General features: G+C 73.6%; 17 protein-coding genes. 7 read left to right on the top strand and 10 right to left on the bottom strand.

Going from position 1 to position 20,000, the window contains the following annotated elements:
* Window positions 1-28: 28 nt before the first annotated feature.
* Both ACZ69I_RS19255 and ACZ69I_RS19250 read right to left on the bottom strand, forming a co-directional pair.
* Window positions 29-430 carry a RidA family protein gene (locus ACZ69I_RS19255; protein ID WP_467676575.1) on the bottom strand — a complete coding sequence of 134 codons (402 nt, stop codon included), beginning with the start codon at window positions 428-430 and terminating at the stop codon, window positions 29-31.
* Entirely contained in the window at window positions 427-1,698 is a 1,272-nt protein-coding gene (locus ACZ69I_RS19250) for an acyl-CoA dehydrogenase family protein (RefSeq protein ID WP_470833418.1), read from the bottom strand. The genes ACZ69I_RS19255 and ACZ69I_RS19250 overlap by 4 nt, the downstream gene beginning before the upstream one ends.
* Before the next feature lie 109 nt (window positions 1,699-1,807).
* On the opposite strand from ACZ69I_RS19250, the gene ACZ69I_RS19245 reads away from it, so the two are divergent.
* Genes ACZ69I_RS19245 through ACZ69I_RS19235 form a run of 3 tightly spaced genes read left to right on the top strand, consistent with a single transcriptional unit; the run spans window position 1,808 to window position 4,827 of the window.
* On the top strand, window positions 1,808-3,442 hold the full coding sequence (locus ACZ69I_RS19245) for an AMP-binding protein (protein ID WP_470833417.1): 1,635 nt from the start codon (window positions 1,808-1,810) through the stop codon (window positions 3,440-3,442).
* Between the two features lie 9 nt (window positions 3,443-3,451).
* Window positions 3,452-4,267: a PaaX family transcriptional regulator gene (locus tag ACZ69I_RS19240; RefSeq protein WP_470833415.1), complete on the top strand. Its 816-nt coding sequence runs from the start codon at window positions 3,452-3,454 to the stop codon at window positions 4,265-4,267.
* Complete coding sequence (locus ACZ69I_RS19235; RefSeq protein ID WP_470833413.1) at window positions 4,264-4,827, top strand: HutD/Ves family protein; 564 nt, start codon at window positions 4,264-4,266, stop codon at window positions 4,825-4,827. Before ACZ69I_RS19240 ends, ACZ69I_RS19235 begins: the two co-directional genes overlap by 4 nt.
* Before the next feature lie 17 nt (window positions 4,828-4,844).
* Here the strand turns inward: ACZ69I_RS19235 and ACZ69I_RS19230 are convergent, their stop codons facing one another.
* Window positions 4,845-7,211 (bottom strand): bifunctional salicylyl-CoA 5-hydroxylase/oxidoreductase, encoded by a 2,367-nt coding sequence (locus ACZ69I_RS19230; protein WP_470833412.1) that lies wholly within the window; start codon window positions 7,209-7,211, stop codon window positions 4,845-4,847.
* Window positions 7,212-7,213: 2 nt separating this feature from the next.
* On the bottom strand, window positions 7,214-8,041 hold the full coding sequence (locus ACZ69I_RS19225) for an enoyl-CoA hydratase family protein (RefSeq protein WP_467676585.1): 828 nt from the start codon (window positions 8,039-8,041) through the stop codon (window positions 7,214-7,216).
* Window positions 8,042-8,248: 207 nt separating this feature from the next.
* Between ACZ69I_RS19225 and ACZ69I_RS19220 the strand changes: the two genes are divergently transcribed.
* Window positions 8,249-8,695, top strand: coding sequence for an ATP-binding protein (locus tag ACZ69I_RS19220; protein WP_470833500.1), 447 nt, complete (start codon window positions 8,249-8,251; stop codon window positions 8,693-8,695).
* 166 nt (window positions 8,696-8,861) lie between these two features.
* On the opposite strand, the gene argF is transcribed toward ACZ69I_RS19220, so the two are convergent.
* From argF to ACZ69I_RS19200, 4 genes are all read right to left on the bottom strand, one after another.
* On the bottom strand, window positions 8,862-9,860 hold the full coding sequence (argF, locus tag ACZ69I_RS19215; RefSeq protein ID WP_470833410.1) for an ornithine carbamoyltransferase: 999 nt from the start codon (window positions 9,858-9,860) through the stop codon (window positions 8,862-8,864).
* 140 nt (window positions 9,861-10,000) lie between these two features.
* The gene (locus ACZ69I_RS19210; RefSeq protein ID WP_467676591.1) at window positions 10,001-11,233 is read right to left on the bottom strand and encodes an arginine deiminase; all 1,233 of its coding nucleotides are present in this window, start codon (window positions 11,231-11,233) and stop codon (window positions 10,001-10,003) included.
* Between the two features lie 61 nt (window positions 11,234-11,294).
* Complete coding sequence (locus ACZ69I_RS19205) at window positions 11,295-13,958, bottom strand: polynucleotide kinase-phosphatase (protein WP_470833408.1); 2,664 nt, start codon at window positions 13,956-13,958, stop codon at window positions 11,295-11,297.
* The gene (locus ACZ69I_RS19200; RefSeq protein ID WP_470833406.1) at window positions 13,955-15,499 is read right to left on the bottom strand and encodes a 3' terminal RNA ribose 2'-O-methyltransferase Hen1; all 1,545 of its coding nucleotides are present in this window, start codon (window positions 15,497-15,499) and stop codon (window positions 13,955-13,957) included. The genes ACZ69I_RS19205 and ACZ69I_RS19200 overlap by 4 nt, the downstream gene beginning before the upstream one ends.
* A 429-nt stretch (window positions 15,500-15,928) precedes the next feature.
* On the opposite strand from ACZ69I_RS19200, the gene ACZ69I_RS19195 reads away from it, so the two are divergent.
* The 3 genes from ACZ69I_RS19195 to ACZ69I_RS19185 all read left to right on the top strand — a co-directional run bounded on the left by ACZ69I_RS19195 (window position 15,929) and on the right by ACZ69I_RS19185 (window position 17,930).
* On the top strand, window positions 15,929-16,471 hold the full coding sequence (locus ACZ69I_RS19195) for a hypothetical protein (protein WP_470833404.1): 543 nt from the start codon (window positions 15,929-15,931) through the stop codon (window positions 16,469-16,471).
* Window positions 16,472-16,648: 177 nt separating this feature from the next.
* A complete protein-coding gene (locus ACZ69I_RS19190; RefSeq protein ID WP_470833402.1) occupies window positions 16,649-17,581 on the top strand; it encodes a LysR family transcriptional regulator in 933 nt (310 codons plus the stop codon).
* Window positions 17,582-17,591: 10 nt separating this feature from the next.
* Window positions 17,592-17,930 carry a DUF6233 domain-containing protein gene (locus tag ACZ69I_RS19185; RefSeq protein ID WP_470833401.1) on the top strand — a complete coding sequence of 113 codons (339 nt, stop codon included), beginning with the start codon at window positions 17,592-17,594 and terminating at the stop codon, window positions 17,928-17,930.
* Window positions 17,931-17,966: 36 nt separating this feature from the next.
* On the opposite strand, the gene ACZ69I_RS19180 is transcribed toward ACZ69I_RS19185, so the two are convergent.
* Both ACZ69I_RS19180 and ACZ69I_RS19175 read right to left on the bottom strand, forming a co-directional pair.
* On the bottom strand, window positions 17,967-18,863 hold the full coding sequence (locus ACZ69I_RS19180) for a SigB/SigF/SigG family RNA polymerase sigma factor (protein WP_470833399.1): 897 nt from the start codon (window positions 18,861-18,863) through the stop codon (window positions 17,967-17,969).
* 121 nt (window positions 18,864-18,984) lie between these two features.
* The gene (locus ACZ69I_RS19175; protein WP_470833398.1) at window positions 18,985-19,932 is read right to left on the bottom strand and encodes a VOC family protein; all 948 of its coding nucleotides are present in this window, start codon (window positions 19,930-19,932) and stop codon (window positions 18,985-18,987) included.
* Window positions 19,933-20,000: the final 68 nt, after the last annotated feature.

Genomic DNA, 20,000 nt, shown 5'->3' with positions numbered 1-20,000 from the left:
CGCACCGCGCGCCACCGGCGGCGCGCGCTCAGTCGAGCACGGCCGTCCCGTCGATCTCCACGAGCGCCGAGTCGTCCCACAGGCGCACCGCACCCACCACGGCCATCGCGGGATAGTCGCGGCCCGCCAACCGCCGCCAGACGCGGCCCAGTTCGGCGGCGCAGGCGCGGTAGTCGGCCACGTCCGTGGCGTAGACGGTGACCCGGGCGAGGTCGGCGGGGGTGCCTCCCGCGTGACGCAGGGCGGTGAGGAGGTTGGTCAGGGCCCGCTCGAACTGCTCGGGCAGGGTCGCTCCGGTGACCTTGCCCTCGCTGTCCAGCGCGGTCTGGCCCGCGAGGAAGACGAGGCGGGAGCCGGTGGCGGTGACGGCGTGCGAGAAGCCGGTGGGCGGGGAGAGTTCGGCGGGGTTGACGCGGTGCAGGCTGCTCATGCGGACGGCTCCTTCGGGTGGGCGTACAGCTCCTTGGCGATGACCGTGCGCTGGACCTCGCTCGCGCCCTCGTAGATGCGGGGCGCGCGCACCTCACGGTAGAGGTGTTCGAGGAGGTGGCCGCGGCGCAGGGCGCGGGCGCCGTGCAGTTGGACGGCCGCGTCGACCACGTACTGCGCGGTCTCGGTGGCGATGAGCTTGGCCATGGCGGCGCGCCGGGCGATGCCGGGGCCGTCCGGTCCCTCGCGGTCGTACGCCTCGGCCGCCGCGTACACCATCAGGCGGGCCGCCTCGGTGCGCGTGGCCATCTCGGCGACCTGGTGGGCGACGGACTGGAGGTCCTTGAGCGTGCCGCCGAACGCGGTCCGCTCCGCGGTGTGGGCCAGCGTGGCGTCGAGGGCGGCCTCGGCCATGCCGACCGCGAAGGCGCCGACGCTGGGCCGGAACCGGTTCAGCGTCGTCATCGCGACCCGGAAGCCGCGGTCCACCTCGCCGAGCACGTCGTCGCGGCCGACCGGCACGCCGTCGAAGGCGAGAGCGCCGATCGGGTGCGGGGAGAGCATGTCGAGGGGGGTGCCGGTGAGGCCGGGGCGGTCGGCGGGGACGAGGAACGCGGTGACGCCGCGGGCTCCCGCGCCCGGTGTCGTCCGGGCGAAGACGGTGTAGAAGTCGGCTTCGGGGGCGTTGGAGATCCAGCACTTCTCACCGGTGAGGCGCCAGCCCCCGGGGCCGTCCGGGGCCGCCGTGAGGTCGAGGGCCGCCGCGTCCGAGCCCGCCCCCGGCTCGGAGAGCGCGAAGGCGGCGATGGCCCGGCCCGCGCGGACGAGGGGGAGCCAGCGGTCGCGCTGTGCGGGGGTGCCGTGGGTGTGTACGGGGTGGGCGCCGAGGCCTTGCAGGGCGAAGGCCGTTTCCGCCTCCGTGCAGGCGTACGCGAGGGACTCGCGGGTCAGGCAGAGGTCCATGGCGGAGGCCCCGCCGGTCTCGCTCCCGGCCTCGGGGGCTCCGGCGGGCCTGCTGTGGGGCGTCCGCGGGTCGTCCGTGGCTGGTCGCGCAGTTCCCCGCGCCCCTGACGGGCCGCCACCTGGGCCCCCTCCTCCCGTCTCGAACAGCGCCCCCAGCAAGCCCAGTTCGCCCAGAGCCGCCACCAGTGGCCGGTTCACGCGGCCCGGGTCCGCCGTGGCCGCCAGCGGGCGGAGGCGTTCGGCGGCCAGTGTGCGCAGTTCCGCACAGCGGGCGGTTTGTTCGGGATTGAGCGAGAATGCCGTCACCGCGGACCCCTCCTTTATCGCGCACCGTTGACTGTCGTCACCATCACGATACGCTCATGGAGCGAGCCCACCACAGCGCCCGACCGGCAGGCAAGGGGGCAGAGCCGCCATGGAATCCACCGGCAAGCCGGGGCTGACACCATCCGGCCACACCGACACGTTCGCCAGGGACCGTCTCCCGCCGCGCGAACAGTGGCCCGCGCTGGTGCACGACCGCCCCGAGCTGCACTACCCCGACCGCCTCAACTGCGGCGCGGAGCTCCTCGACCGGACCCTCGAACGGTTCGGCGCCGCACGTCCCGCCTTCCATGCGGCGTCCGGCGAGACCTGGACGTACGGACAGCTGCGGCAGCACGTCGACCGGATCGCACACGTCCTGACCGACGAACTCGGCGTCCCGCCCGGCGGGCGCGTGCTGCTGCGCGGGCCCACCACGCCGTGGCTCGCGGCCTGCTGGCTCGCCGTGATGAAGGCGGGCGCGGTCGCCGTGACCGTACTGGCCCAGCAGCGCGCGCAGGAGCTGGCCACCCTGTGCGAGATGGCCGAGGTGCACCACGCGCTGTGCGACATCAGGTCGGTGGACGACCTGATCAAGGCCGGGGTGCCGGGCCTGAACGTCACCACGTACGGGGGTGAGGGGCCCGACGACCTCCTCGCGCGCGCCGCCGGGCAGCCCGAGCGCTACGAGGCGGTGGACACGGCCGCCGACGACGTCGCGCTCATCGCGTTCACCTCCGGCACGACCGGCCGCCCCAAGGGCTGCATGCACTTCCACCGCGACGTGCTCGCCATCGCCGACACCTTCGCCCGGCACATCCTCAAGCCCGTCCCCGACGACGTCTTCGCGGGCAGTCCCCCGCTCGGCTTCACCTTCGGGCTCGGCGGCCTCGTCATCTTCCCGCTGCGCTTCGGCGCCTCGTCCGTCCTGCTCGAACAGGCCGCGCCCAAGCAGCTGTTGCCCGCGATCGGCCGGCACGGGATCACGGTGCTCTTCACCGCGCCGACCGCGTACCGCACGATGCTCGACCAGCTCGACGGGCACGACGTCTCCTCCCTGCGCCGCTGCGTCTCGGCGGGCGAGAACCTCCCCGCGGCCACCTGGCGGGCCTGGCACCGGCGGACCGGACACCGCGTCATCAACGGCATCGGCGCGACCGAGCTGCTGCACATCTTCATCTCCGCCGCCGACGACGCGATCAGACCCGGCACGACGGGCCGGGCCGTACCGGGGTGGCACGCGCGCGTGGTCGACGACGCGGGCACGCCGGTGCCGGACGGCGAGCCCGGACTGCTCGCCGTGCGCGGCCCGGTGGGCTGCCGCTACCTCGCCGACGACCGTCAGGCGCAGTACGTGCGGCACGGCTGGAACATCACCGGCGACACCTACGTCCGCGACGCCGACGGCTACTTCCACTACGTCGCCCGCGCGGACGACATGATCATTTCGGCCGGGTACAACATCGCGGGGCCGGAGGTGGAGGAGGCTCTGCTGCGCCATCCCGACGTCGCGGAGACGGCGGTCGTGGGGCGCCCCGACGAGCTGCGCGGCCAGGTGGCGGTGGCGTACGTGGTGCCGCGCGCGGGAACGACGCCGGACGCGGAACGGCTGCGCGACTTCGTCAAGGCGGAACTCGTCCCCTACAAGTGCCCGCGCGAGATCGTCTTCCTGGACGCGCTCCCGCGGACGGCCACGGGCAAGCTCCAGCGGTTCCGGCTGCGGGCGGCGGGTCCCGGACGGCCGTAGAGTGATCACGTGTCCGAGCAGCACACTCCACGGTCCCTGATCGTCACCTTCTACGGCGCCTACGGGCGGGCCGCGTCCGGCCCGGTCCCGGTGGCCGAACTGGTGCGCCTCCTCGCACCGGCCGGCGTGGACGCGCCGTCGGTGCGTTCCTCGGTGTCCCGTCTCAAGCGGCGCGGCCTCCTCGTGCCCGCGCGCACCGAGGCGGGCGCCGCGGGGTACGCGCTCTCGCCCGACGCCCGCCAGCTCCTGGAGGACGGCGACCGCCGCATCTACGGCACCAAGGCCGCGCGGCAGGAGGGCGGCTGGGTCCTCGCGGTGTTCTCCGTCCCCGAGGCGGAGCGCAACAAGCGGCACGTGCTGCGCTCCCGCCTCGCGGGCCTCGGTTTCGGAACGGCGGCGCCGGGCGTCTGGATCGCCCCCGCGCACCTCTACGAGGAGACGAGGCACACCCTGGAGCGGCTCCAACTCGCCCCCTACGTCGACCTGTTCCGCGGCGAGCACCTCGGCTTCGCGGCGACGGCCGAGGCGGTCGCGCGCTGGTGGGACCTGTCGTCCCTGGCCAAGCAGCACGAGGCGTTCCTGGACCGGCACGAGCCGGTGCTGCGCTCCTGGGAGTCCCGCGGGGACGCTCCCCCGCGCGCCGAGGAGGCGTACCGCGACTACCTCCTCGCCCTGGACTCCTGGCGGCAGCTCCCCTACGCCGACCCCGGGCTGCCCGCCGACCTGCTGCCGCGGGACTGGCCCGGCGCCCGCTCGGCGGCGGTGTTCGCGGCCCTGGACGAGCGGCTGCGGGAGGCCGGGGCGCGGTTCGTGAGTCCGGCATGACGGACGCGGACGTGCTGCGCTGGAGCGCGTACCGCAGCGTGCCGTGGAAGAACGGCGGCGGTACGACCAGGGAGGTCGCGCAGGGGGCCGACTGGCGGGTGAGCGTCGCGGACGTGGCCGGGGACGGCGCCTTCTCCGTCTTTCCCGGGATCGACCGCGTGATCACCCCGGTCGAGGGCGAGGGCATGGTCCTTACGGTGGACGGAACCCCGCACCCGGTCGGTCCGCTCAGCCCCTTCGCCTTCCCCGGCGACGCGGCGACGGACTGCCGGCTGACGGCGGGCGCGGTCCGCAATCTGAACGTGATGACCGGCAGGGGCCGGGCGACCGCAGAGGTGCGCGTCGTCCCCGTCACCGCCGCGCGACCGACACGGACCGCCTGCGCCACGGGCGAGATCCTGCTCATCATGGCTCTCACCGAGGGGATCGCCGTGGGCGGACCGGACGGCGGGGAAAGCGCCCTCGGCCGCCTGGACTGCGTGCGCCGGGACGGTCCGGGCGCGCTGACGGTGCGCGGCGCGGGCACGGTGGCCAGGATCAGGATCGCCGCGCCGCGCTGAGCCGCCCGCCCGGTCACTCAACCGCCCAGCTTCAGCCTCGGTTTGGGGCCGTCCGTGCGGCCCGTCTGAGGGCGTCGGCTGCCCGCGCGGTATTGCCGCGGCCACGTCGCGCCCGGCCCCGAGTAGCCCTGTTCGGCCGCGGCGTGCAGGGTCCAGTGCGGGTCGTAGAGGTGCGGGCGGGCCAGGGCGCACAGGTCCGCCCTTCCCGCGAGGAGCAGGGAGTTGACGTCGTCCCACGAGGAGACGGCGCCGACCGTGAGCACGGGGATGCCGGTCCGGTTGCGGATCCGGTCGGCGTACGGCGTCTGGTAGGAGCGGCCGTAGTCGGGGCGTTCGCCGGAGACGACCTGGCCCGTCGAGACGTCGATCGCGTCGGCGCCGTGCGCGGCGAAGGCGCGGGCGATCTCGACGGCGTCCTCGCCCGTGGTGCCGCCGTCGGCCCAGTCGGTGGCGGAGATGCGGACCGTCATGGGCTTGCCGTCCGGCCACACCTCGCGCACCGCGTCGAAGACTTCGAGGGGGAAGCGGAGGCGGGCGGAGAGCGGGCCGCCGTACGCGTCCGTGCGGTGGTTGGTGAGCGGGGAGAGGAAACCGGAGAGCAGGTAGCCGTGTGCGCAGTGCAGTTCGAGGAGGTCGAAGCCGGCCCGCTCGCCGCGCTGTGCCGCCGCCACGAACTGCTCGCGGATCTCGGTCAGTCCGGACCGGGAGAGTTCGTGCGGGGTCTGGCTGCCCGGCTTGTACGGGAGCGGGGAGGCGGCCACCAGCGGCCAGTTGCCGTCGGGCAGCGGATCGTCGATGCCCTCCCACATCAGCTTCGTCGAGCCCTTGCGGCCCGCGTGTCCGAGTTGCAGGCCGATGGCCGTGCCGGGCGCCTGGGCGTGCGCGAAGTCCGTGATGCGGCGCCAGGCCTCGGCCTGTTCGTCGGTGTAGAGACCGACGCAGCCCGGCGTGATGCGGCCGCGCTCGCTGACGCACACCATCTCGGTCATGACCAGGCCCGCGCCGCCGAGCGCCCGCGCGCCGAGGTGCACCAGGTGGAAGTCGCCGGGGACGCCGTCCACGGCGGAGTACATGTCCATCGGGGAGACGACGACGCGGTTGCGCAGGGTCAGTTCGCGCAGCCTGAAGGGCGTGAACATGGGCGGCGTCCCCTCCGGGCAGCCGAATTCGCGCTCGACGGAGCGGGTGAAGCGGTCGTCGCGCAGCCGGAGGTTGTCGTGGGTGACGCGGCGGCTGCGGGTGAGCAGGTTGAACGCGAACTGGAGCGGCGGCTGGCCGAGGTGGTCGGGCAGCCGCTCGAACCACTCCAGGCTGGCGCGGGCCGCGCGCTGCGTGGAGGCGACGACGGGGCGGCGCTCCGCCTCGTACGCCCGCAGCGCGGCCGGGACGTCGGGCTGTTCCGTCAGGCAGGCGGCGAGCGCGAGGGCGTCCTCGACGGCGAGTTTGGTGCCGGAGCCGATGGAGAAGTGCGCGGTGTGGGCCGCGTCGCCGAGCAGCACCGTGTTGCCGTGCGACCAGCGGGAGTTGACGACGGTGCGGAAGTTGATCCAGGCGGACCTGTTGCCGCGCAGGGGGCGGCCGCCGAGCGCGTCCGCGAAGATCTTCGCGCAGCGTTCGGTGGACTCCCGCTCGTCGAGCCCGGCGAAGCCCGCGGCCTCCCAGACCTCCTCGCGCATCTCGACGATGACGGTGGACGCGCCGGAACCGGCCGCGGAGAAGGGGTAGCCGTGCAGCTGCATCACGCCGTGCTCGGTCTCGGCGATCTCGAAGCGGAACGCGTCGAAGGCGAAGTCGGCGGCCAGCCAGATGTAGCGGCAGCGGTGGGTGGTGAGGCGCGGCCCGAAGACGTCGGCGTGCGCCTCGCGGGTGAGGCTGTGCACGCCGTCCGCCGCGACGACCAGGTCGTACGCCGCGGAGAGCTCGGCGGCGGGCGGCGCCTCGGTGCGAAAGCGCAGCTCGACGCCGAGGTCGCGGCAGCGCTCGTGCAGGATCTCCAGGAGCCTGCGCCGCCCGAGCGCCGCGAAGCCGTGGCCGCCCGAGGTGTACCGCCGGTCGCCGTGCACGATGTCGATGTCGTCCCAGCGCACGAACTCGGCCTGCAGGGCGGCGTAGACGGCGGGGTCGGCGTGCTCGATGCCGCCGAGGGTCTCGTCGGAGAGGACGACGCCGAAGCCGAAGGTGTCGTCGGGTGCGTTGCGCTCCCAGACGGTGATCTCGCGGGCGGGGTCGAGGCGCTTGAGCAGGGCCGCGGCGTAGAGGCCGCCGGGACCGCCGCCGATGACCGCGACGCGGTGCGCCGCGGACGGCGTCGCCGGGGTGGTCCTCCCGGGCTGCTCCGCCGTCCCGGCGCGGCCGGGTGCGGCCTGGGCGGGCGTCGTCGTCATGGTCACCGTCCCTGCCACTTCGGCGGGCGCTTCTCCGTGAAGGCCGCGTGGAACTCGGCGTAGTCCTCGCCGTTCATGAGCAGCGCCTGGGTCGCGGCGTCCAGTTCGACGGAGGCGGCGAGCGGCATGTCCAGTTCGGCGGTGAGCAAGGCCTTGGTCTGGGCGTACGCGAGGGCGGGCCCGTCGGCCAGGCGGCGGGCCAGCGCCTGCGCGGCCTCGGCCGCCCTGCCCTCCTCCGTCAACTCGCTGATCAGGCCGATCCGTTCGGCCTCGGGGGCGCGCACCGGTTCGCCCAGCATGAGCAGCCGGGTGGCGTGGCCGAGTCCGACGACGCGCGGCAGGAGGTAGGCGGCGCCCATGTCGCCGCCGGAGAGGCCCACCCGGGTGAAGAGGAAGGAGAAGCGGGCGGAGGGGTCCGCGACGCGGAAGTCGGCGGCGAGGGCGAGCACCGCGCCTGCGCCCGCCGCCACCCCGTGCACGGCGGCGACGACCGGGAAGGGGCACTCGCGGACGGCCCGCACGACCTGCCCGGTCATGCGGTTGAAGTCGAGGAGCTGGGCGGTGTCCATGGCGAGCGTGGCGCCGATGATCTCGTCGACGTCGCCGCCCGAGCAGAAGCCGCGCCCCTCGCCGCCGAGCACGAGGGCGCGTACGGACTTGTCGCGGGAGAGCTCGGCGAGCAGGTCGCGCAGGTCGGCGTAGGCACCGAAGGTGAGCGCGTTGAGCTTGTCGGGGCGGGCGAGGGTGACCGTGGCGACGCCCTCGTCGACGGTGAGGCGCAGGTGCCGCCAGTCGGGGGTGCGGGTCGCGGAGCCGGTGAAGGGACTCATCTGGTGCGGCCTCCTCGGCCTGGGGCTGGAGTGGGCTACCTCTCGAAGTTATCACTGTTCTGTGACTGTCGTCATGAGTGCGCGATAACACGCCGCGGGCCGTACGGCGTCGCAGGGCCGGACGTCCCTGCGACGCCCGACCGTCGGCCCTGTCGGCGCAACGCTTAGGATTCGTACGGTTGAAAGCAGGACCGCCCTCCTGCTGCCCTGAACGGACCCGCCTTGCACGAACCTTCCCCGCCCACCTCGTGGCGCATCGCGCTGCCGCACACCACGGCAGCCGTTCCTGTGGCGCGCGCGCTGGTCCGTACGGCGCTCACCGACATCGAGTCGTCCGCCGACACCGACACCGCCGAGCTGCTCACCGCCGAACTGGTGGCCAACGCCGTCGAGCACACCCGTGGGCAGGACCCCATAGAGCTGGTCATCGAGCTGCTGCCGACCGGCTGCCAGGTGGAGGTGCACGACTCCAATCCGCTGCCGCCCGGCGACCTCACCGACCCCGACGCGTCCTGCGAGCCGGACCCCTGGCAGGAGCACGGCCGCGGCCTGCTCCTGATCCGCACCCTCAGCTCGTCCTGCGGCCACCGCCCCACCGCGTCCGGCAAGGCGGTCTGGTTCACGCTTCCCGCGAGGCCCCCGCACCGGCGCTGACCAGCGCCTCGCCCCGGCCGAGCCGCGAGTGGCCGCGGCCGTGGAGCGCGTAGACGACGGCTCCCACCACGAGGAACACGGCGAACCGCAGCCACGTCGTCCAGCCCGTGCCCCACGGCCGCCAGCTGGTGCCTCAAGTCTGCGCCGGCCGGGCGGGTACGGCAGGTCAGGTCAGGGTCGCGACCAGGACCGCCTTGATCGTGTGCAGCCGGTTCTCGGCCTCGTCGAAGACCACGGAGTGGGCCGACTCGAAGACCTCGTCGGTGACCTCGAGGGACGACCGGCCGTACGTCTCGTGGAGCTCCCGCGCGACCTGGGTGCCGAGGTCGTGGAAGGCGGGCAGGCAGTGCAGGAACTTCACGCCGGGGTTGCCGGTGGCGCGCAGGACGTCCATCGTCACCGCGTACGGCGCGAGGGCGGTGATGCGCTCGGCCCAGACCTCCGGCGCCTCCCCCATCGACACCCAGACGTCGGTGCCGACGAAGTCGGCGCCCCGGACGCCCTCGGCGACGTCCTCGGTGAGCGTGATCCGGGCGCCGCCCGCCTCGGCGAGCGCGCGGGCCCGCGCGACGACCTCCTCGGCGGGCCAGTAGGCCCGGGGCGCGACGATGCGGACGTCCATGCCGAGCAGGGCGCCGGTGACCAGGTAGGAGTTGCCCATGTTGAAGCGGGCGTCCCCGAGGTAGGCGAAGGCGGTCTCGTGCAGGGGCTTGGTGCTGTGCTCGGTCATCGTGAGCACGTCGGCGAGCATCTGGGTGGGGTGCCAGGCATTGGTCAGGCCGTTGTAGACGGGCACGCCCGCGTGGGCGGCGAGCGTCTCGACCGTGTCCTGCGCGTCCCCGCGGAACTCGATGGCGTCGAACATCCGGCCGAGCACCCGGGCGGTGTCCTTGGCGGACTCCTTCTTGCCGATGTGCGAGCCCGACGGGTCGATGTAGGTCGTGGAGGCGCCCTGGTCGGCGGCGGCCACCTCGAAGGCGCAGCGGGTCCTCGTCGAGCTCTTCTCGAAGATCAGGGCGATGTTCCTGCCGTGCAGCCGCCGCGTCTCCGCCCCGGCCTTCTTGGCCGCCTTCAGCTCCGCGGCCAGGCCGACGAGACCGCGGAACTCGTCGGCGGTGAAGTCCAGCTCCTTGAGGAAGTGGCGGCCGGTGAGGTCTGTGGCCATGAGGCGCTCCAGGGATGCGGAATCAGGGGTCGGGACACGGTGGCCTTGAAACTATATACGACCCTTCACATTTATATACAGCGATCACGCCCTGGGAGCGCGTCACGCCCACGGGGACGCCTCACACCCTCGGGACCGCCTCACGCCCCGGGGATCGCGTCGCGCTCCACCGGGCAGCTCATGCACCGCGGCCCGCCACGGCCGCGCCCCAGCTCGCTCCCCAGGATCTCGATCACCTCGATGCCCTGCTTGCGCAGGAAGGTGTTGGTCGTGGAGTTCCGCTCGTACGCCACCACGACGCCGGGCTCCACGGCGAGGACGTTGCAGCCGTCGTCCCACTGCTCGCGCTCGGCCGCGTGCACGTCCTGCGTGGCGGTGAGCACCCGGATCGCGTCGAGGCCGAGCGCGGCGGCGATGGCCCGGTGCATGTTCTCCGGCGGATGGTCGGTGACCTTCAACTCCCGGTCGCCGACGCCCGGTTCGATGGTGTACGAGGGGAGCATGCCGAGGCCCGCGTACTGCGTGAAGGTGTCGCCGTCGACCATCGTCATGACCGTGTCGAGGTGCATGAAGGCCCGCCGCTTCGGCATGTCGAGGGCCACGATCGTCTGCGCCGAGCCCGCCGCGAACAGCTTGTGAGCGAGCATCTCGACGGCCTGCGGGGTGGTGCGCTCGCTCATCCCGATGAGCACCGCGCCCCTGCCGATCACCAGGACGTCGCCGCCCTCGATGGTCGAGGGGTAGTCCGCCTGCCCCTGCGACCAGACGTTGAAGTACTCGTCGCGGAACAGCGGATGGTGCCGGTAGATCGCCTCGAAGTGCACGGTCTCGCGCTGCCTCGCCGGCCAGCGCATCGCGTTGATGGAGACGCCGTCGTAGATCCAGGCGGAGGTGTCGCGGGTGAAGAGGTGGTTGGGCAGCGGGCCGATCAGGAAGTCGTCCAGGTCCATGCAGTGGAAGCGCACCGAGGTCGGCTCCGGGTGCGCCGCGAGGAACTCCCGCTTGGTCATGCCGCCCACCAGCGCCTCGGCGAGCTCCACCGACGGCATCGTCTCGAACGCGGCCCGCAGGTGGTCGGTGGCCAGCGGGCCGTACTCCTTCTCGTCGAAGACCCGGTCAAGGACGAGGAGGCGGGCCGCGGGCACGTCCAGGGTCTCGGTCAGCAGGTCACCGAAGAGGTGGACCGCCACGCCCCGGTCGCGCAGCACGTCCGCGAACCCGTCGTGCTCCTGGCGGGCCCGGCGCACCCACAGGACGTCGTCGAAGAGGAGCGCGTTCTTGTTGCTCGGAGTCAGCCGCTTGAGCTCCAGATCCGGGCGGTGCAGTATGACGCGGCGCAGCCGCCCGGCCTCGGAGTCGACATGGAATCCCATGGAGCCCATCTTTCCCCGGCCGGACGGCCGACGCCCGTCTTTGCGGCCAAAGCCGCCCTTCTCAGAGCCGCGGGTCCACCGGCTCCGACTCCAGGGCGAGGACCGCGAACACCGCCTCGTGCACGCGCCACAGCGGCTCGCCCTCCGCGAGCCGGTCCAGGGCCTCCAGGCCGAGCGCGTACTCGCGGACGGCGAGCGAGCGCTTGTGCCCGAGGGAGCGGTCGCGCAGCCTCTCCAGGTTCTCCGGCCTGGTGTACTCCGGGCCGTAGATGATCCGCAGGTACTCGCGGCCTCGGCACTTGATGCCGGGCTGGACGAGCCGCCCCTGCCCGTTCCTGACCAGCGCCGCCACCGGCTTGACGACCATGCCTTCGCCGCCGCGGCTGGTCATCTCCAGCCACCAGTCGGTGCCCGCCCGCACGGACGCCTCGTCGCCGGTGTCGACGTAGAGGCGGCGGGTGGTCTGCAGCAGGTCGGAGCCCTGGCTGCTGTCGTGCTCGACCATGCGGTCGATCAGGGCCAGTTGTTCGTCGTGCGGGAGCCCGGCGAGGCTGCGGCCCTGGACCGCCAGGATCTGGAACGGCGCGAGCCGTACGCCCTCCAGGCCCTCGGTCGGCCAGCAGTAGCGGCGGTAGGCGTCGGTGAACGCGGCGGCGTCCGCGGCCCGGCCGCGCTGCCTGTGCAGCAGGTCACCGGCGTCGACGCCGCGCGCCGCCGCGGCCTCCAGGGCGGCGATCGCGCCGGGGAACGCGGCCCCGGAAGCGGCGCCCACGGCCGCGTACTGCGTGCGCAGCAGCCCGGACGCCTTCAGCGACCACGGCATCAGCTCCGCGTCGAGCAGCAGCCAGTCCGTCTCGAGCTCGTCCCACAGCCCCGCCTCGGTGACGGCGCCGCGCAGCCGCCCGAGCAGCTCCTCGGTGACGGCGGGGTCGGCGAAGAAGGGGCGGCCCGTGCGGGTGCAGACGGAGCCGGTCGGGCCCCCTTCCACCCCGAAGCGGTCGCGGGCCGCGGCCGCGTCGCGGCAGACCAGGACCACCGCGCGCGAGCCCATGTGCTTCTCCTCGCACACCACGCGGGCGACACCGTCCTGGGCGTAGGCGGCGAAGGCCTCGGCCGGGTGCTCCAGGTAGCCGTCCCGCCGCGACGTCGCCGTCGGCGCCATCGTGGGCGGCAGGTACGGCAGCAGCCGCGGGTCGACGGCGAAGCGGCTCATGACCTCCAGGGCCGCGGCCGCGTTCTCCTCGCGCACGGCGACGCGGCCCGCGTGCCGGGTCTCCACCGTGCGGCGGCCGTGCACGTCGGCCAGGTCGAGCGGGCGTCCGTCGTGCCCGCCCGGCGCCTCGGTGCGCAGCGGCTTGGCCGGCTCGTACCAGACCCGCTCCGCCGGTACGTCGACGAGCTCGCGCTCCGGCCAGCGCAGCGCGGTCAGGCTGCCGCCGAAGACGGCGCCGGTGTCCAGGCAGATCGTGTTGTTCAGCCAGGTGGCGGTGGGCACCGGGGTGTGGCCGTAGACGACCGCGGCCCTGCCCCGGTAGTCCTCGGCCCACGGGTAGCGCACCGGCAGGCCGAACTCGTCGGTCTCGCCGGTCGTGTCGCCGTACAGCGCGTGCGAGCGCACCCGCCCGGAGGTGCGGCCGTGGTACTTCTCGGGCAGACCGGCGTGGCAGACGACGAGCCTGCCCCCGTCCAGGACGTAGTGCGAGACCAGGCCGTCGACGAACTCGCCGACCCGCGTGCGGAATTCCTCGCTCTCCCCGGCCAGCTGCTCGACGGTCTCGGCGAGGCCGTGCGTGTGCTGGACGCTCCGGCCCTTCAGGTACCGGCCGAGCTTGTTCTCGTGGTTGCCGGGCACGCAGAGCGCGGTGCCCGCGGCGACCATCGACATCACGCGGCGCAGCACACCCGGGGTGTCCGGGCCCCGGTCGACGAGGTCGCCGACGAAGACCGCCGTGCGGCCCTCGGGGTGGGCGCCGTCGACGTAGCCGAGCTTGCCGAGCAGGGTCTCCAGCTCGGCGGCGCAGCCGTGGATGTCGCCGATGATGTCGAAGGGCCCCGTGAGGTGGGAGAGGTCGTTGTAGCGCTTCTCGGTGACGACGGCGGCGCCCTCGACCTCGGCCACGCCCCGCAGGACGTGCACCTTCCGGAAGCCCTCGCGCTCCAGGTGCTTGACGGAGCGGCGCAGTTCGCGCTGGTGGCGCTGGATGACGCGGCGCGGCAGTCCCGCCCGGTCCTCGCGGGTGGCGTTGCGCGCGGCGCAGACCTCCTCGGGCACGTCGAGCACGATCGCGATGGGCAGCACGTCGTACTGCCTGGCGAGCTCGATCAGCTGCTTGCGGCTGTCGCTCTGCACGTTGGTCGCGTCGACGACGGTGCGACGGCCCGCGGCCAGGCGCTTGCCCGCGATGTAGTGCAGCACGTCGAAGGCGTCGCGGCTCGCGCTCTGGTCGTTCTCGTCGTCGGCGACCAGGCCGCGGCAAAAGTCGCTGGATATGACCTCGGTGGCCTTGAAGTGCCGGTGCGCGAAGGTGGACTTGCCGGAACCGGTGGCGCCGACGAGGACGACGAGGGAGAGGTCGGTGACGGGGAGGGTGCGGTGCGCGGGGGCGGTTCCGGGGGCGGTGGTGGTGTCGGTACTCGTGCCTGTGCTGTCGCTGCTCGTGCCTGTGCTGTCGATGCTCGCGCCTGTGCTGTCGCTGCCGTTCCCGGCGCCGGTGTCGTTCGTCATGCGGCCCGCACCTCCTTCCTGGTCGTCTCGGTCGTGCCGGTCCTGCCGGTCTTCCCTGTCTTCTCTGTCTTCTCCGGCTTCTCCGGCTTCTCGCTCCGGGTGAAGACCGCCATCTGCGTGGGCGGTCCCACCTCGGGGTCGTCGTCCCCCACGGGCACGAACTCCACGCCGTAGCCGTGCCGTTCGGCCACCCGGTGGGCCCATGCCCGGAACTCCTCGCGCGTCCACTCGAAGCGGTGGTCCCCGTGGCGCGTGTGTCCGGCGGGGAGCGACTCCCAGCGGACGTTGTACTCGACGTTCGGCGTCGTCACGAGGACCGTGCGAGGCCGCGCGGAGCCGAACACCGCGTACTCCAGGGCGGGCAGGCGCGCCAGATCGAGGTGTTCGACGACCTCGCTGAGCACCGCGGCGTCGTACCCCTTGAGCCGCTTGTCGGTGTACGCGAGCGAGCCCTGCAGGAGCTTGACGCGCTCGGCCCTGCGCTCGCCCATGCGGTCCAGCTTCAGCCGCCGCGAGGCGACGGTCAGCGCGCGCATGGACACGTCGACCCCGACGATCTCCGTGAAGCGCGCGTCGTCGAGCAGCGCCTGCACCAACTGGCCCTGGCCGCAGCCCAGATCGAGCACCCGGCAGGCCCCGGCGGCGGTCAGCGCGGCGAGGATCGCCTCGCGGCGCCGCACGGCGAGCGGCACGGGCCTCTCCTCGGTGTCGGACTCCTCGTCGACGGCGTTGTCGATCTCCTCGACGTCCGTGTCGTCCGCGTCGGCGAGCCGCGCCAGTTCGAGCCGCTCCGTGGCCTCACGGGTCAGAGACCTGCGCCGCGCGAGGTAGCGGCTGGTGATGACCTCCTGCTCCGGGTGGCCCGCGAGCCAGCCCTCACCGGCCCGCAGCAGCTTGTCGACCTCGTCCGGCGAGACCCAGTAGTGCTTGGCGTCGTCGAGGACGGGCAGCAGCACGTACAGGTGCCGGAGTGCCTCGCCCAACGTCAGCTTCCCGTCGGGCACTTCGAGTACGAGCTGTACGTACCGCGAGTCGCCCCACTCGGGAAAGCGCACGTCCAGCGGGACCGGCGTCGCCGTCACCGTCCAGCCGAGCGGCTCGAAGAGCGCCCGGACGAGCTCGGGGCCGCCGCGCGCAGGCACGGCGGGCACCTCGACGCGGAGCGGCAGCGGCCGCGCGGCCCGATCGGGGAGCGCCTTGCACACCCCGCGCATCGCGCTGGAGAACACCGAGCTCAGCGCCACGGCGAGGAGCGAAGAGGCCGCGTACGGACGGTCGTTGACGTACTGCGCGAGCGCCGCGTCGGGCGCGCCGCCGCGTCCCTTGCCCTTCCCCTTGCCGCGCCGCACGAGCGCGATGGGATCGACCTCGAGCAACAGCGCGGCGGTGCAGCGCTCGGTGGTCGCCTCGGGGTAGACGACATGGGCGGTCCCGTGGGACAGCTTTCCGAGATAGCCGCGGTCCGGATGCTTGTGCAGCAAGAAGCCCAGGTCAGTGGCCGGGTTCTGCGCATCGCCTGTAGTCGAGATCGTCAAGAACACACGGTCGAGTATCGCGTTCCGGGGCGGCGAAGGCCACGGAGTTTGTGGGGGGGCGCTCTCAAGGGCGGGGCTTCGGGGGCGGGGCTTCGGGGGCCGGGATTCGGTGACGGGGCGCCGCGGGTCGCCCGCTGGGCGTATCCGGACCCGGGCAAGCGCGTCCTGGTCGCCCCGCAGTCCACCCCGGTGGCGTCGCGAGACACGAGCGCACCGCAGGGCCCGCCCACCGGCACGTCCGGGCGGGCCCCCGCCCGTGCCGCGCGCCCGCGACTCGCCGTGCGGCCCTCCGCACGGAACCCGGTCGGCCGCATCCGGCGGGCACCCGCCGCGCAGCCGGTGTCGGATGGCAGCAGCGCGGCGGGTGCCCCCTCTCCTCCCCCGACAGGGGCCTCGCCGCGCGTCGACCGCCCGCACCTCCCCGGAGACCCCGACATGCGCCGCATCGCCTGCACCCTCGCCGCGTCCGCCGCCCTGGCCCTCGCCCCGGCCGCCGCGGCGTCCGCCTGGGAGGGAGCCACCGCCTCGGTGTCGCCGTCCACCGCCGCCCCCGGCGCGACGGTGGAGATCACGGTGTCCTGCCCCAGGAGCGACCAGGAGTCCATCTCCGCCGACAGCCAGGCGTTCTCCGGTGGGTCCGTGCAGCTCCGCAGGGAGGGCGGCGGGGCGGACCCGCACGGCGAGCAGACCCACTACCGCGGCTCCGCCGTGCTGGCCGGAGCCTCCGGCTTCGACGGCGAAGGACCGGACGCCGTGGGCGGACAGTCGTCGTGGGGCATCGACGGCACGTGCCCGGACGGCGAGCAGTGGAACACCAGCGTCACCGTCGCCCGGCACGCCTGGCACGGCTCGAAGGCCGGGCAGGGCGGCAGCGTCAACGCCGGAGACGCCGGACAGATCGCCCTGGGTACCGCCCTGATCGCGGGCGTCGGCTACGTGGCGTGGCGGCGCGTCAGGGACTCGACCGCCGGAAGCTAGGACCTGCCGAGCCGGGGCCTGGCGCGCCGGGGCCTGTCGAGCCAGGGCCGGTGAAGCCGGAGCCGGTGGAACCGGGGCCGGTGGAGCCAGAGCCGGGTGGAGCCAGAGCCTCCGGTCCAGGCCCAACCGCCGTTCGGCGAGCCACAACCGTCGGTTGTGCGTGCTTAAGGTGGGTCGATGGACACCGAGGCAGTGCGATCGTTCGTCCGGGCGGCCGAGCTCGGGCAATTGCAGCACGCGGCCGACGAGCTGGGCGTGACGCAGCAGGCGGTCTCGAAGCGGATCGCCGCCCTGGAGCGCGAGCTGGCGGTCCGCCTGTTCACCCGGACCGCCCGAGGGGTCGAGCTGACCCTCGACGGCCGGTCCTTCCTCCCGCACGCGCGGAACATCGTCACGGGCGTCGACCGCGCCACCGCCTCGGTCGGGCCGGGTTCGCGGGCCCTGCGGATCGACGTCCTCGGCCTGCGCAGCGCACAGGCCGTCATCCTGCACGACTACTGGCGCGCACACCCTGGCACCGACCTCGACGTGGTGACCCTCAGGGTCGACGACCCGCGGGTGGCGGCCGCCGCCGTCCGCGCGGGTGAGGTCGACGCCTCGTTCCGCACCGTCACCGATCCCGCCGCGCTCCCGTCCGACGTACGGATGATCCACGCCTTCGACTCCCCGCTGGAACTCCTGGTCGGCCCCCGGCACCCGCTCGCCGACCGCCGCACCCTGACCCCGGACCGGCTGCGCGAGCTGCGAATCCGGGTGCCGGGGATCGTGCCCCGGAGCGAATGGGCGGAGTTCTACGACCAGCTCGTCACCGCCTTCGGCCTCCACATCGACGCGGCGGGCCCCCACTTCGGCGACGAGGTGCTGCTCGACGCGCTCGCGGACTCCGCCGACGTGGCCACCCTCGTCGGCGCGCGCGACCGGTACGTCTGGCCGGCCGGACACGACCTGCGCCGCATCCCGATCGCGGGCCCGACGCTCGCCTACCCGCTCTCCCTCCTGCTCCCCCGTACCCATCCGCACCCGGGGCTGCGGGCGGTCGTCAAGCACTTCGCGGGCCTGCCGCCGCTCCCCGGGGAGGTCTGGCGCCCGGCCTGGCCGACCGGGCACTAGACTCGAACATGTGAACGAACAGCGTCCGCCGACCCGTCTCGACCTGCTGCGCTTCCTGGAACGCGTCCAGGTGGGCGACCTCAAGCGCACGCGCCGATGGATCGCGGACGAGGAGCGGCGCGAGGCCGAGCGGCGCCGCGGCGAGCGGGCCAGGCCGCCGGTCCCCGACTGGGTGATCGAGCAGGGCCTCGGCGGGCGCGCCCCGGTGTACGTGCACGTCGGGGGCTGTCACATGGCGGGCAAGCGCGTGCGCGGCGTCGCCCGTGAGGCGGCCCGCCGCGCCCTCGCGGAGAACGTCGACCCGTGCCCGCACTGCCGCCCCGACACCGGACTCGGCGTGCTGGACTGAGCCGCGGCCGTCCCACACACCGACCCCGCCACCGCCCTAGTCGCGGGTGAGCAGCCCCGCGCGCAGCCGCGCCAGGGTCCGGGCGAGGAGGCGGGACACGTGCATCTGCGAGATGCCCAGGACGTGGCCGATGTCGGCCTGGGTCATCTCCTGGCCGAAGCGCATCTCGATGATGCGGCGCTCCCGTTCGTCGAGCTGCGCCAGGAGCGGGGCCAGGGCGTGGAGGTGTTCGACGACCTCGATCGCGGGGTCCAGGTCGCCCATCACATCGGCGAGCGAACGGCCACTCCTGTTCACGTCGCCGTCGTCGCCCAGGTCGTGCGGGGCGTCCAGGGACCCGGCGGCGTAACCGTTGGCGGCCACGATGCCCTCGAGGACCTGCTCCTCGCTCACGTCCATGTCGGCCGCGAGCTCCTTGACCGTCGGTTCGCGGCCGAGCACGGACGACAGCTGCTCCTGGGACTTGGCCAGTTCGGTACGGAGCTCCTGCAGCCTGCGCGGGACGTGCACGGCCCAGCTGGTGTCCCGGAAGTACCGCTTGATCTCACCGAGGATGCAGGGGACGGCGAACGAGACGAACTCGAACCCGCGGTCCATGTCGAACCGGTCGATCGCCTTGATCAGACCGACGGTCCCCACCTGGACGATGTCCTCCAGCTGGCCGTTGCCGCGGTTGCGGAAGCGGCCCGCCACGTAGTGCACCAGGGAGAGGTTCATCTCGATGAGGGTGTCGCGCGTGTACGTGTGGTCGGACGATCCCTCCTCCAACGTCCTGAGCTGCTCGAAGAAGAGCTTCGACAGCTCACGGGCGTCCCTGGGCGCGACCTGGTCCGCGTCCTCGATCCGCGGCAGTACGGCGTCCTCGCCCCGCTGCGGGCCGATGGCCTCTCCCCGGTGCGGGCCGCGGAACCCGGCGCGCTGCGGTCCGACCACCTCACCGCACCGCGGTCCGGCGACCCCGCCCCGCACCCTGCCGATTGGCCCCGTGGCCTCGTTCACGCCGACTGCCCGACGAAACATCGTCCGATCCCCTTTTTACGCTTGACCTGCACTTTCAGCTGGCGACGACCGTGAAGGGGATGCCTTCCCGGTCCCCGAGCACCGCCTCCCGCCGGGGCCTGGGCCCCGACGGCGGTGAGATCACGCGCCCACCCCACTCCACGGCCGCGGCGGCCGCCGCGTCGACATCGGTCACCCGGAAGCTCGTGTGCCAGCGGTGCCGTCCCGCGGAGCCCGGCGCCGTCCCGCTCCTGAGCGCGGCGACCGTGCGCCGCCCGTCCCGCACCGCGATGTGCTCGTCGACGTACTCCACGTCGCAGCCGGTGTCCGGCTCACCGGCCCAGCCGAGGACGCCGCCGTAGAAGAGGGCGGCGGCGAAGATGTCCCGCGTGTGCAGATCGAGCCGGGCGACCGGGCCGCGCCCGACCGCCCAGCGCAGGTCGGGCGTCCTCTGCCGGAGGCCGAAGACCGCGTCCTCCGGCCCCGCCACCACGGCGACGCGTCCGGTGCCGGTGGTCAGCGGCCCGACCGCGACGGTGGCGCCGCGCTCCCGCAGCCGGGCCACGGCGACGTCCACGTCGTGCACGAGGAAGTACGGCATCCAGCTCGCGTAGCCGCCGAGTTCGCTCGCGGACTCGCTGACGGTCCCCACCGGCGCCCCGGCCTTGAGCGCCAGGGACCGCGGGCGGCCCGCCGAGCCGAGCAGCGGCACGTGGCACCAGCCGAGCACGCGGCCGTAGAACTCCTCGGCGGCCCGGAGATCACGCGAGACCAGGCTCAGCCAGCACGGCGCTCCGTACGCCGTGCCCGAGTCTCCCGATGGCGGGACGGCCCCGGGGGCGGCGGGCCCGCGCTCGCCGGGCGGCACCAGGCGGAGCGCCCTGGTCTTCCAGAACCGCCTGCTCCGCGCCCACGGGCGCCCGGCCTCCGGGCCCCGCTGCCCCGCGTGCGAAGGGCCGCCTTCCCGGCGGACCGTCCGTTCCTCTTCGTTGCCCACACTCATGTCCCGCGGCACAGCCCACTCCCTCACCCTCGACCGGTTCCTGGCGTCTGAGGTGTGGTTCCGCAGCC

The organism is Streptomyces sp. NPDC036815, from assembly GCF_055609205.1.
The sequence above is the reverse complement of the archived record's forward strand: the minus strand, read 5'-3'. Positions and strand labels throughout refer to the sequence as shown.